15 protein-coding genes, 3 pseudogenes and 1 riboswitch are annotated in these 12,478 nt (G+C 42.4%); of the genes and pseudogenes, 16 read left to right on the top strand and 2 right to left on the bottom strand.

Features of this window, described 5'->3' with window-relative positions:
• Window positions 1-172 precede the first annotated feature (172 nt).
• Together PGS38_RS17040 and PGS38_RS17035 are read right to left on the bottom strand one after the other, a co-directional pair.
• Window positions 173-781 carry a hypothetical protein gene (locus PGS38_RS17040; protein WP_055195104.1) on the bottom strand — a complete coding sequence of 203 codons (609 nt, stop codon included), beginning with the start codon at window positions 779-781 and terminating at the stop codon, window positions 173-175.
• On the bottom strand, window positions 774-959 hold the full coding sequence (locus tag PGS38_RS17035) for a hypothetical protein (protein ID WP_014080774.1): 186 nt from the start codon (window positions 957-959) through the stop codon (window positions 774-776). Before PGS38_RS17035 ends, PGS38_RS17040 begins: the two co-directional genes overlap by 8 nt.
• A gap of 337 nt (window positions 960-1,296) precedes the next feature.
• Between PGS38_RS17035 and PGS38_RS17030 the strand changes: the two genes are divergently transcribed.
• From PGS38_RS17030 to PGS38_RS16950, 16 genes and pseudogenes are all read left to right on the top strand, one after another.
• Complete coding sequence (locus PGS38_RS17030; RefSeq protein WP_270476442.1) at window positions 1,297-3,051, top strand: recombinase family protein; 1,755 nt, start codon at window positions 1,297-1,299, stop codon at window positions 3,049-3,051.
• Between the two features lie 122 nt (window positions 3,052-3,173).
• The gene (locus PGS38_RS17025; RefSeq protein WP_117509302.1) at window positions 3,174-3,494 is read left to right on the top strand and encodes a SymE family type I addiction module toxin; all 321 of its coding nucleotides are present in this window, start codon (window positions 3,174-3,176) and stop codon (window positions 3,492-3,494) included.
• A gap of 75 nt (window positions 3,495-3,569) precedes the next feature.
• Window positions 3,570-4,267 (top strand): annotated as a pseudogene (locus PGS38_RS17610) (ParA family protein).
• Window positions 4,257-4,604, top strand: coding sequence for a ParB N-terminal domain-containing protein (locus PGS38_RS17010; protein WP_242991115.1), 348 nt, complete (start codon window positions 4,257-4,259; stop codon window positions 4,602-4,604). Before PGS38_RS17610 ends, PGS38_RS17010 begins: the two are co-directional and overlap by 11 nt.
• Before the next feature lie 315 nt (window positions 4,605-4,919).
• Window positions 4,920-5,108, top strand: a complete 189-nt coding sequence (locus PGS38_RS17005) for a hypothetical protein (RefSeq protein WP_117509428.1) — start codon at window positions 4,920-4,922, stop codon at window positions 5,106-5,108.
• Window positions 5,109-5,257: 149 nt separating this feature from the next.
• Window positions 5,258-6,268, top strand: a complete 1,011-nt coding sequence (locus PGS38_RS17000) for a helix-turn-helix domain-containing protein (protein ID WP_118640196.1) — start codon at window positions 5,258-5,260, stop codon at window positions 6,266-6,268.
• 158 nt (window positions 6,269-6,426) lie between these two features.
• Window positions 6,427-6,864, top strand: a complete 438-nt coding sequence (locus PGS38_RS16995; protein WP_007884694.1) for a radical SAM mobile pair system MarR family transcriptional regulator — start codon at window positions 6,427-6,429, stop codon at window positions 6,862-6,864.
• Entirely contained in the window at window positions 6,861-7,550 is a 690-nt protein-coding gene (locus PGS38_RS16990) for a radical SAM mobile pair protein A (protein ID WP_117509300.1), read from the top strand. Before PGS38_RS16995 ends, PGS38_RS16990 begins: the two co-directional genes overlap by 4 nt.
• The gene (locus tag PGS38_RS16985) at window positions 7,538-8,446 is read left to right on the top strand and encodes a radical SAM mobile pair protein B (protein ID WP_118640197.1); all 909 of its coding nucleotides are present in this window, start codon (window positions 7,538-7,540) and stop codon (window positions 8,444-8,446) included. Before PGS38_RS16990 ends, PGS38_RS16985 begins: the two co-directional genes overlap by 13 nt.
• Window positions 8,447-8,490: 44 nt before the next feature.
• A complete protein-coding gene (locus PGS38_RS16980; protein ID WP_243104838.1) occupies window positions 8,491-8,772 on the top strand; it encodes a hypothetical protein in 282 nt (93 codons plus the stop codon).
• 167 nt (window positions 8,773-8,939) lie between these two features.
• Window positions 8,940-10,282: pseudogene (locus tag PGS38_RS16975) on the top strand (hypothetical protein).
• Complete coding sequence (locus PGS38_RS16970; protein ID WP_330427153.1) at window positions 10,282-10,620, top strand: hypothetical protein; 339 nt, start codon at window positions 10,282-10,284, stop codon at window positions 10,618-10,620. Before PGS38_RS16975 ends, PGS38_RS16970 begins: the two are co-directional and overlap by 1 nt.
• Entirely contained in the window at window positions 10,617-11,033 is a 417-nt protein-coding gene (locus PGS38_RS16965; protein ID WP_118640198.1) for a phage holin family protein, read from the top strand. The genes PGS38_RS16970 and PGS38_RS16965 overlap by 4 nt, the downstream gene beginning before the upstream one ends.
• A gap of 4 nt (window positions 11,034-11,037) precedes the next feature.
• Window positions 11,038-11,190, top strand: coding sequence for a hypothetical protein (locus PGS38_RS16960; protein WP_330427154.1), 153 nt, complete (start codon window positions 11,038-11,040; stop codon window positions 11,188-11,190).
• A gap of 279 nt (window positions 11,191-11,469) precedes the next feature.
• Window positions 11,470-11,787, top strand: coding sequence for a helix-turn-helix domain-containing protein (locus tag PGS38_RS16955; protein ID WP_117760753.1), 318 nt, complete (start codon window positions 11,470-11,472; stop codon window positions 11,785-11,787).
• Window positions 11,788-11,922: 135 nt separating this feature from the next.
• Window positions 11,923-11,998: riboswitch (cyclic di-GMP riboswitch) on the top strand.
• A 137-nt stretch (window positions 11,999-12,135) separates the two neighbouring features.
• Window positions 12,136-12,478: pseudogene (locus PGS38_RS16950) on the top strand (hypothetical protein); the annotation flags it as partial.

Raw genomic sequence — 12,478 nt, 5'->3', positions numbered from 1 at the left:
ATATTGAATTTGAGCGGTGCATTGATTTTCTGGTACGGATGATTGATAAGTACGGCGAAGAAGTCCTCCGGGAGTTGGAGGAAGAAAAACAGAATAAGGAAGAAAAAGAAACGGCAGTTTCCTGAAATACAAAATGTAAATCAGACTGTCGCTTTTTTCATGTATTTTTAAATCAAATAAATTTTAAAAGCTGATGCAGAGTGTGTGACTCATTATTCTGGGAAGCGGTAATACGAGTATCAAATGGCTTGAAATGATTCTGTGTATAAAAGCTCAGAAGAAATTCATTATCTTCGCATTCAAGAAACTCCATAACGCCGCCTACGGAATATTTGAGACTGGATATGGTTTCCAGTGCAAATCCCAGTAGAATATTTCCAGGGATTCGTTTATTCTTTGGAAGAGAATAGTTCTTTCCCAACTGGGCAATCAGGTAAGCTGCGGTAGTATAGGATTGTGTTTCTTCATCCAAAATACTGACACGGGACAGCTTTTTTGCCATTGTCTTGCTGATATTTGAAGCACGGACAGAGATTGGTTTTACTGTAAGTGAAAAATAACCAACCAGTGAAGCATCTTCAGCATCAAATACCAGATAAGTGATAGATTGATCTTTTTTGGTAAACTCAATCGCATTATGTAATAAAAAGTATTCCACATCGGGATTTTTGGGACAAGAAAAATCGGAGAGTAAGTCGTAAAGACTTTCCTCTCCGATATATGTCGGTTCGTCTTTATCCAAATATGCCCGAATATTAACGGTAAAATATTTATCAGACATGTTTTTTCTTCCTTTTTGACATTAAAGCTAAGATTTCCTGTGGGTTCGTTAACTGACGTCCGGGAAGTGTCTGCTTTGGTGTGCGGTCACGGTCGGCTTCGTCAATTGCTGCGACAAAACGCTTTACGCTATTTGGATTGGATACGACAAAATTATGAGTAATACTTGAAGTAGCCATACTAACACCTCCTCTTTTTTGGCTTTTTTGTGTATTTATAGTATATGCAATGTGTGATAAAAACACAATATCGAAAACAAAAATAATTTCTAAATAATTTTCAAGCCGGACATTTATTAGACGCTTCCGGTAAGCGAACAATATTTTCGAGCCAATCATTTATAAGTCGCCAATGGTGGGCGGGCAATATTTTGATAACAGAAATGCTCTGTATCTAACTTAATTATACGATTGGCGAAGAAATGCGTCAATACGGAGAATAAGTATTGAAAATAGTTGGAACAAGTACTAAAATAAGGTTGGGACAATAAAACAGAGTTATACTGCGAGGAAGATTATGAAGAATAAAAAGATTAAATGCGATATATATACCAGAGTATCCACAACCATGCAGGTGGATGGCTACAGTCTGGATGCTCAGAAAGAAAAACTCAAGAGATATGCAGAATTTCAGAATATGGAAATCGTAAATGAGTATTCCGATGAAGGTAAGTCTGGAAAAAGCGTAGAGGGCAGACCGGAATTTCAGAGAATGTTGGATAATATTGAGAATGGAACAGATGAGGTGCAGTTTGTACTGGTGTTCAAGCTTTCCAGATTTGGTCGTAATGCGGCAGATGTTTTAAATTCTTTGCAGAGGATGCAGGATTTTGGAGTGAATCTGATCTGTGTTGAAGATGGGATTGACAGCTCAAAAGATAGTGGAAAGCTGATGATTTCTGTTCTGTCTGCGGTGGCAGAGATTGAACGGGAGAATATCCTTGTTCAGACAATGGAAGGACGTAAGCAGAAAGCCAGGGAAGGAAAATGGAATGGTGGATTTGCTCCGTATGGTTATGAATTAGTAAATGGAGAATTGCAGATTGCAGAGGACGAAGCAGAGATTATTCGTCTGATCTATGACAAATTTATTCATACCAATATGGGAATCTCTGCGATTGCTGCATGGCTGAACCAGCATGGATACAAAAAGAAAAAACGACAGAATAATACACTGGACGCATTTGCCGCTTCATTTATAAAAGGCGTTCTGGATAATCCGGTATACTGTGGAAAGCTGGCTTATGGACGAAGGAAAAACGAGAAAGTTTCTGGTACAAGAAATGAATACCGCATTGTAAAGCAGGAAAATTATATGCTGCACGATGGTATCCATGAAGGGATTGTTTCAGAAACAGACTGGGAGCTGGCACATCAAAAACGGGAAAAAACAGGTGTGAAATATGAAAAGACACATAGTCTCGATCATGAGCATATTTTATCCGGAATATTGAGATGCCCATTATGTGGAAGTGGTATGTATGGAAACGTGAACCGAAAGAAAAAGAAAGACGGAACTTTATATAAGGATTATTTCTATTATGCCTGCAAACATCGTCGCCTGGTAGACGGTCATAAATGTGGATATCGTAAACAATGGAGCGAGGAGAAGATTAATAATGCAGTGGAAGAAGTTATTCGGAAGCTGGTGAAGAATCCTAAATTCGAAGAAGCAATTCTGAATAAAATCGGTTCAAGAATAGATACAGAAGAAATAGAAAAAGAGATTGAAAGACTGGAAAAACAGCACAGGCAGCTGACCGGAGCAAAAGGAAGACTTGGACAGCAGATGGATAGCCTGGATATCATGGATAAATTTTATGAGAAGAAATATCAGGATATGGAGACAAGGTTATACCATCTGTATGATGAAATTGAAGGCGTGGAGAACAGTATAGAAGAAGTTAAGAATCGCCTGCTGAATATCCGGCAACAGAAAATATCAGAAGAAAACGTCTATCAATTTCTTTTATATTTTGATAAACTATATGATAAGTTCACCGACCTGGAGAAGAAAGAATTTCTTAACAGCTTTGTGGAACAGGTGGACATTTATGAGCAGGAGCAGCCAGATGGCAGATTCCTGAAGCACATAAAGTTCCGTTTTCCGGTGTATTTTGGAGACAGGGAGACACAGGAACTTTGTTGGGACAACGAAAGTACCGTTGAAACTGTGTGCCTCTTGAGCAACCGAAAACCAGATACCACGGTAAAACTCAGCGTGGATATGGACGATTACTACCGTATTAAAGATGGTAAAGAGCCTAAATAAAATCGAATAATACACTGAATTAAAGCAGGATAGAAGCTGTTGATGCGTTAGAAGATAACGTGTCAGCGGCTTTTTCTTTTTATCTGAAAATCTATTAGTCAAATCTGAAAGGAGTCAATTCTATGGCGAAGAAAAATGTAAGGAATATGAAGGTTTGTGGACAGAGCGGTTATAAATATGAGACAGTTCCGGCAATTACATTAAAAGGAAAGTGGCTGGAAGAACTGGGATTTCATCTTGGGGATTATGTGCAGGTGAAATGTGAAAATGGTCAGCTGATTATCACGCCAGATGTGGATAAAGCACAAGAGCAGGAAGCGAAGACCGCATTTATGGATGAGGAGATTAAGAAACTGATAATCAGATACCAGAATGAAAAAGAAGAAATTACTGCAAAATATGTGGCAGAGCAGAGTGCAGGCTGTTATGGAAAGAAAGCATGAGAGGGGGAGAATGTATGGCAAGGATTATAATGTGTGGATCATTTAAAGGGGGAGTTGGCGTATTCACTGGCTGAGATGGGAAAAAGGGTTCTGGCTGTTGATTTTGACAGCCAGGCAAATCTGACAACCTGCTTCGGAGTAGAAGATCCTGCGGCTGTGCCGGTGACGATTGGACATCTGATGATGAATCGGCTGGAAGATGAGGAAATGCCGGATCCGTCAGAGTTTATACAGAGTAGAAATGGCGTGGACTTTATTCCGTCAGCCATGATGCTTTCAGCAGTGGACAGTAAGCTACGGATGGAGATGGTTCAGAGAAGATGCTGACTGGTATTCTGGAGCCGCTGAGAGGGCTGTATGACTATATTATTGTAGACACCTGTCCATCGCTCGGAACATTGACGATTAACGCATTGACGGCGGCTGATGAGGTGATTATTGCCGTCAATCCGCAGCTTTTGGCAATGATGGGATTGCAGGATTTTATCCGGACAGTGAAGAAAGTCAGAAGCAGACTGAATGACCGCCTGCAGATTGCAGGGATCCTGCTGACTATGTGTGATGCCAGAACAAATCTCTGTAAGGTAATCACAGAACAGCTGACGGATACTTTTGATGGACAGATCCGGATTTTTAAGAGTATCATACCAAACACAGTAAAGGTGGGAGAATCAATTTATTACAGTGAGCCGCTTCTGGAGTATGCACCGGAGAATAAGGCTTGTAAAGCATACCGGAATCTGGCAGAGGAGGTGGTTGGGGATGAAAGCTAATGCACCAAAAAGAAAAGTATTTCAGGACGCACTGGATCTTCTTGCTGAGGATCCGGTGAAGAATACGCCAGTGCCTGTGAACGGGATTGTTTCTATTCCGGTTGAGGAAATACATCCGTTTCATGATCATCCGTTCCGGCTGTATGAGGGAGAACGCCTGGAAGATATGGTACAGAGCATCAGGGAGTATGGTGTGCTGAATCCGGTGATTGTGAGGAAAGCTGCAAGGGGCTATGAGATGCTTGCAGGGCATAACAGAACCAATGCGGCAAAGATAGCAGGATTGACAGAGATACCTGCGATTCAGTATTTATCAGGTTTTGCCGAAGCTGATTGAATTGTGGGGGATGAACATCAGGACGGATGTGGAGGCTAAAAAAACTTCATGCAACAGACCGTGAAATGACAACTCCCCTGTTTCTTCTCCGGTGTGTGCAGCTGGGGATTTCCATTCGGGATCTGGATCTGCTGACTATCGGGATGGTGAATGATATGTTTGTGGAAAGCAGGAACGATGAGTATAAGGGATGGAGACAGGTTGCCACGCAGGAGGATTTTGACAGGTTCTGATCTGATGAAATGTGGTGACAGGATGTTTCAGAAAGGGTATAATGGGTTTATCAAAGTCGGGATTTGGAGGAGATTCTTATTTATGAAAAAAGGAATAAATAAATCAATCTTATTTTATATTGCATCAGTTCTGTTTCTCGTAGCCTCAGCTATAGACTTTACGAGTGGAAATGAAAATTCTATGGCTATAGTATGGTTATGTCTTGGTTCTTCGTTTCTTTGCTTGGGTTCGACTCATAAGAAAAAGGAAAACAATACAGATGATAAATAATTTCCTGCTTGTATTGCTGGAAAATCGGGATTCATAGAGTCCTTTTGTGATTTGCAACTGCTGGTTGACAGATTTACAGCCTGAAATGGTGGAATGCAAACAGCAAAACTGTTATATTTAGCTCATAAAATCTGCAAAAGGAGGAAAAAATGATTTTAGCTGATAAGATTACAGAGGAAAGAAAAAAGAATGGATGGTCACAGGAAGAACTAGCCAATCAGTTGGGCGTATCCAGACAGGCAGTATCTAAGTGGGAAAGTGCAGGAGCTGTTCCAGATTTGCAAAGAATTTTACAGATGTCGGAGCTTTTTGGTGTTAGTACAGATTACCTATTAAAAGATGAAATGAAAGCAGAAAATATCACCTATCACGAAAGTACTGAAAGCTATGCAGAACCGTTGAAAAAAGTAACTATGGAGAATGCAAATGAATTTCTTGACATGAAAAGAAATGGATCCAAAGTAGTGGCAAACGCAACAAGTATGTGTATCTTAAGTCCAATATTATTGATTGTTCTTGTGACAATGGCAGAAGATAGCGTATTTCATGTTTCGGAATCTCTGGCAACAGTATTTGGATGTGTTTTTTTGCTTGGAATGGTTGCGGCAGCCGTCTTTTTGTTTATTACATATGGAATGCGTGAATCACATATGGAACATTTTGAAAAAGAATGCTTTGAAACAGAGTATGGTGTATCTGGAATGGTACGAGAAAAAAAAGATTCCTATGAACCAATTTTTATCAGAGGAACAGCTGTTGGGGTAGTGCTTTGTATACTGGCAGTGATTCCGACAATTATTGCCGAATCTATGGAAGCGTCCGACTATTACTGTGGTCTTTCCGTTGGATTACTGCTATTCATACTTGCAATAGGAGTGAATCTGTTGGTTCGTGTTGGGATGGTAAAAAGCAGTTACGATACCCTTCTTCAGGAAGGGGAATATACAAAAGAAGAAAAACTGTTTAAGAAAAAGACTGACACGTTTTCTGGTGTATATTGGTGCTTGACTACAGCGATTTACCTTGCATGGAGCTTCTGGACGATGAGCTGGGATATTACATGGATTGTATGGCCGGTTGCAGGTGTTTTGTTTGCAGCATTGCTTGGTGTGGCGAAAATGGTGTTAAAGAGTGGCAGTGAAACTCAGCACTATATTTAAGATGGAGTTAAGTTTATTTTCCGCATATTATACTCATCCAGAAATTCAAGTTTGGAGAATTGAAAAAAACGGAATTTACCTATTAAGACATATAAACTCTTGACAATAAAGCTCCTATATAGTATGTTTTTAATAAACTACTATATAGGAGCTTTTGTATGGAAATGAATGGAGGATTTCTTGTCACCAAAATAAAACAGCTTGGAGACCGGATTTTTGAGAAGATTCTCAGTGAAAAGAATATTGATGCGTTTAATGGAGCCCAGGGACGTATTCTTTATGTGCTGTGGCAGGAGGATGGTATCTCAATCAGGTCACTCTCGACTAAATGCGGATTAGCGATAACATCTCTTACTACGATGCTGGAAAGAATGGAAAATCAAGGGCTGATAAGCCGTGTTCAGTCTGAAACGGACAAAAGGAAAACACTCCTGTTTCTGACTGAGAAAGCACATGCCTTAAAGGGCGAGTACGATTCTGTATCTGATGAGATGGGCAGTATTTACTACAAAGGTTTTTCAGAGGAAGAAATTATCCGGTTTGAGGAATGTCTCGACCGCATCAGAAAGAATCTTGAGGAGTGGCAGAAGTCATGAGTATTTGTATCAAAGATCAGATTCAGAACATGAATATCGTCATTGGCTGCACAGTGGGGTGTACATATTGCTATGCCCGCAACAACGTGAAACGCTGGCATATGATTGATGACTTCGCTGACCCTGAATTCTTTCCGGGTAAGCTCAAGATGATGGAAAAGAAACGTCCGCAGAACTTTCTTCTTACTGGGATGAGCGATCTCTCCGGATGGAAGCCGGAATGGAGAGACGAGGTATTTGCAAAGATCCGTGAAAATCCACAGCATCAGTTCCTGTTCCTTACCAAGCGACCTGATCTGCTGGATTTTGATACCGATCTGGAAAATGCATGGTTTGGCGTTACGGTGACGAGGAAAGCCGAACTGTGGCGTATCGACGCCCTTCGGAAAAACATCAGAGCAAAGCATTACCATGTTAGCTTTGAACCGTTATTCGACGATCCCGGTACAGTTGACCTTTCCAGAATCAACTGGATCGTTGTCGGCACTATGACCGGGGCTCAGAGCAGGAAGATTCATACGGAGCCGGAATGGGCATGGTCTCTGACGGATCAGGCACACGCACTCGGCATTCCGGTGTTTATGAAGGAAGACCTTGTCCCTATCATAGGGGATGAAAATATGATTCAGGAAATGCCGGAAGAATTTAATAAAGTGTTAGAGGTACAGAAATCATGGAAGAAGTAATAAATGGAATCCTCATTCGTGAGGTGGAAACAAAGAACATCATGACTAAGTCTAGTCTGCCGGTAGGCGGCTACTCGGTCAATCCCTATGTGGGCTGTACACATGCCTGCAAGTATTGCTATGCTTCTTTTATGAAGCGCTTTACCGGGCACAAGGAGGAATGGGGCACTTTCCTTGATGTGAAGCATTGGCCGGAAATTAAAAATCCGAAGAAATATGCCGGACAGCGGGTGGTCATCGGTTCTGTGACAGATGGCTACAATCCACAAGAGGAGCAATTCGGGAATACCAGAAAACTTCTGGAGCAGCTGATCGGCAGTGACGCAGATATTCTGATCTGCACAAAGTCGGATCTTGTGGTACGGGATATTGATCTGCTGAAGAAGCTTGGACATGTAACCGTTTCATGGTCGATCAACACACTAGATGAAAATTTCAAGAACGATATGGATTCTGCTTCGAGCATTGAGCGCCGTATCTCTGCTATGAGGCAGGTATATGAAGCAGGTATCCGTACAGTCTGTTTCGTATCCCCGGTATTCCCCAGTATCACGGATTTTGAAGCAATCTTTGAGCGGGTAAAGGATCAATGCGATCTGTTCTGGCTCGAAAATCTCAATCTTCGAGGCGGTTTCAAAAAGACAATTATGGATTATATCGCCGGAAAATATCCTGATCTTGTACCACTTTACGACGAGATCTATAACAAGCATAACCGCAGCTACTTTGAAGCACTTGAAGTAAAAGCTGAGAAAATGGCTAAGAAGTATGATTGTGCCTTTGTGGATAATGAAATGCCTTATGGCAGAGTCCCGCAGGGACATCCGGTGATCGTAGATTATTTCTATCATGAGGAAATCCGTGGGACAGAGAATACCGGAAAAAGAAATCGCTAACTTCAAGTTTGCAGGGAAGGTGGCTATCATGGAGATGAAGAGAAATGGATGAGAGGAAAGCGTATTGGTTTGAACAGCCATATATGCCGCAGATGAAAAATATTGCGGTGGCTCCTGTTATTCTGGAAGATGGAAGACTGTCCTTCTGTGTTCCAGGGGATGATGGTCCTCCGTGGTCCGGGGTGTGGAACCTGACTGGAAAGGTTGTTTTGGACGGGGATGATTATTTTGAGTTCCAGTGTGATGATGAAGTGATGCACAGACGGGGTGGAACATATAAATTTCATGCTTTGGATGTTGATACATTCCGCAGGGAAACGTGTTAGTGGATATCACAGGGAAAAGAGATTGCAGACTGCTGTAAAACAACAGAAGAACTGCATGAATGGTACCTGAAACATTGGACTTATAACAGATAGAATGATTATATTTACGAAGGCATCGGTCACCTGGTTGGCTGGTGCTTTTTTCGTGGGGAAATGGAGGTGGCGGGATGTATCCGGTATCGGATGGGTTTCTGAGAGCTGTGAAGAGCAATACAAGAAAATATTACTGGACGGGTACGATCGTTACCAGAGGCGGAATGACGTATGAGTTCGGGGCGAAGGAGATTGTGAAGGGTTCCGGGTATATTTCCAGGCAGTGCTGTGGAAGCACGGAAATTGAACTGGGGACGGTGTATGCGGCGGAGATGGGGATCACGCTTCTGAGTGACATTGACAGGTATACGCTGGAGGATGCTCAGGTGACGCTGGTGTTTCATCTGGTGCTGGCGGATGATTCGGTGGAAGATGTGCCGATGGGAGTTTTTGAGGTCAGTGAGGCGAACCGTCTGGCAAAGTGCCTGGAACTGAAAGCCTATGATTTTATGCTGCGGTTTGATAAGAGTTTCAACGGGCTTGAGACTGTGGGGACTGCTTATGATTTTATTGCTTTGTGCTGTAAGCGGTGTAAAGTGGAGTTTGCGAATAAGAGGGCGGAGATTGATGCCATGCCGAATGGCGGGGTGACGCTTTCTGTTTATACTGAAAATGATATTGAGACCTGCCGGGATGTGCTGTTTTATGTGGCACAGGTTCTGGGAGGTTTCTTTATTATTAACAGGGAGGGAAAGCTGGAACTGAGAAAGTACGGGAAGGATCCTGTGATGAAGGTGGAGCAGAGACACCGGTTTTCTTCCAGCTTTTCGGATTTTATTACCAGATACACGGCAGTGAGTTCCACCAACAAGCAGACGCAGATTGCAGAGTATTATGCTCTGGATCCGGGGGATGTGCTGACATTTGCGGGAGGACAGGCGGATGAGGGATGGATCACCTGTATTACTTCTATCAGGCAGAAGATCGGGGGAAAGCAGAGCCTGAAATGTGTGGGAAAGAATCCGAGGCTGGCTCAGGCGAAGTCAAGGAATGACAAGAATATTTCGGGACTGCTGAACCAGATTGAAGACAATGCGAAGACTGGGAAGATCGGGATCCATACGTTTACCAATGTTTGCCGCTGTATTATCCCATTGAGAAGATCGTTGCCAATTATACGAATACATTCAATGTGTATCTCTGGATGGAGTATGGCAGCGGTACGGTTGATGTGGGAGACTGCATTGCTTCTGTCAGCGGACAGGCAATGGCGGCTGGGGAAGCCTGGGACGGAAAGCTTGAGGTGGAGGATTATACCACGAGATTTGCCATTGGCGGAGGACTGGATGTGAATGGTTTCCGGGAATCGCTGTCTATGCAGATGAAGGAGACGGTGAACAGAGGATTTGAAGTGTATTTTGCTGAGAGAGCGGGAATCAGCGGTTTCTGCAGGCCGGTAGAAATGGAGGGTGTGTGATGAAGTTGAAAGGTGAAATGGTCATTGAACTGACCGATACGAATACGGGTGCGGTGGAGACAGTTCAGGAGACGAACATGATCACGGAGGCAGTGAATAATATTCTGGGGCTGAATCCCATGGGGATTTATCTGAAAGCCAGCGGGGAGTATGACAATTCTGTTTTGTGGAACGGGACGCTGCTTCCCATCTGCCCGAACATGATCGGCGGGATCCTGCTGTTTCCGGCAGTGCTGGAAGAAAAGGCGGATCATATTTACGAGCAGGGGAAGAACCTGCTTCCGGCAGTTCTCAGAAATGGGGGCTGCTTTTTTCAGGGGAGGAGGATTCTGGCATGAAGGAATTTTGGAACTTTATTCAGATGGTTTTTATGGCTGTAGGCGGATGGCTGGGCTGGTTTATGGGAGGCTGTGACGGGCTTCTGTATGCCCTGATCGCTTTTGTGGTGATCGATTACCTGACCGGGGTGATGTGTGCTTTTGCGGACCATACGCTTTCCAGTGAGGTGGGATTCCGGGGGATCTGCAGGAAGGTGCTGATCTTTTTGCTGGTGGGAATGGCAAATATTCTGGATGTGGCTGTGATCGGGAACGGATCCGTGCTGAGGACAGCGGTGATCTTTTTCTATATTTCCAATGAGGGTGTGAGTCTGCTGGAGAATGCAGGGCATCTGGGGCTGCCGATTCCGCAGAAGGTGAAAGAGGTGCTGGAACAGCTGCATGACAGAAGTGAAAAGGGGGATGGGGAATGAGCTGGTGAAAAGTAGCAACAAAAAGAGTGTGGAAACTGTAGCAAAGGAAGTCATTACCGGAAAGTGGGGGAACGGCGGGGACAGAAAGAAGAGACTGCAGGCTGCGGGATATGATTATGGGGCAGTGCAGAGAAAAGTGAATGAGTTGATGAGATAGTAGGAAGCCTGCTGTTGTCTGTGGAGAAATCTGCGGATGATGGCAGGCTTATTTTTTTGTTTGAGGTTTCAAACTTTTATGTGACAAACATAACTGTCTGTGCTATTATAAAAACGATATAAGCGAAAATGACTTTTGCGGAAACGAAAGTATCTTTATATTTTTTTATCCGTATACTTCCTATAATGGGAATGAATACTTGCAAAGTTGATTACTAATATTTTTTCATTATTACAGGTACAATAAGAACATGTAATAGCGGAAATGAGGTATAGTTACTTGCAGATAGAGAAGTATATTGCGGATAAAATAACATCTTTGTGTGAAAAGTGTGATATCAGTAAATATAGATTATCGCAGCTGTCGGGAATTTCCCAGTCATCACTGGGAAGAATCATGGCGCAGGAAAACCTGCCGTCGCTGATTACACTTGAAAAAATATGTGCAGCTTTGGGCGTGACATTATCACAGTTTTTTCAGGAAGGTAATTCAGAGAATCTGACAGAAAAACAGAAAGAAGTTTTAAGGATATGGAACAATCTGAGTACAAATGAGCAGGAAACAGTAATGTCAATGCTGCGTGGACTTCGGAAGTAGGAGAACAGTTCGAGTATATGTATCGGCTGTTCTTCTTTTGTTTTTAGGCGTTAAAACGGTAATGTTTTTCTTGTACATAGTCGAGCATTAGAGTATAATAAAACCAGTTTTTTTTCATATGTTTAAAAGCTATAATAAGAAAAACGGCAAAACAGATGAAAGTCTGCGACGCAAAGCTATAGGGCCTGTAAAATGGTAGCCAGTTGCCACGTTAAAGATGCATTGTCTGCAATGACAATGCTTTTTTCATTTTTGGAGATTAAAAAGAAACTAAAACAGGCAATAATTGGTGGCTGCTAAAATATAAAAATGAAGTAGATAAAAACGCAGGTGTAAAGAAAATCGGTTATGTGGAAGAAAATTAAGTCAGCACAGGAACAAAAAAATACATTTAGGATAAAAAAAGAGTTATGGATTCCGGTATTTGTATTGATGATCGGTTTGGTTGTTCTGGTGAATATAGGCATTCGTGCGGATAGCAGTCAAAGGGATTTGATAAGGTCAAGAGCTGAATTAAACGCAGTAACGTATGCAGATCATATGAAGGCTGATATCGTGAGGGGAATTGATATTACAAATACTTTTGAACAGATTGTTATTAGTGAAAACGGAAAAATTTCCATGTTCTCGAAAGTTGCAGAGAATATGATTGCATATTCCGCAAGAACTGCGCATCCGTTCCAGAGGAACG

This window comes from Fusicatenibacter saccharivorans, assembly GCF_027667425.1.
In the GTDB taxonomy this organism is placed as follows: domain Bacteria; phylum Bacillota; class Clostridia; order Lachnospirales; family Lachnospiraceae; genus Fusicatenibacter; species Fusicatenibacter saccharivorans.
The sequence above is the reverse complement of the archived record's forward strand: the minus strand, read 5'-3'. Positions and strand labels throughout refer to the sequence as shown.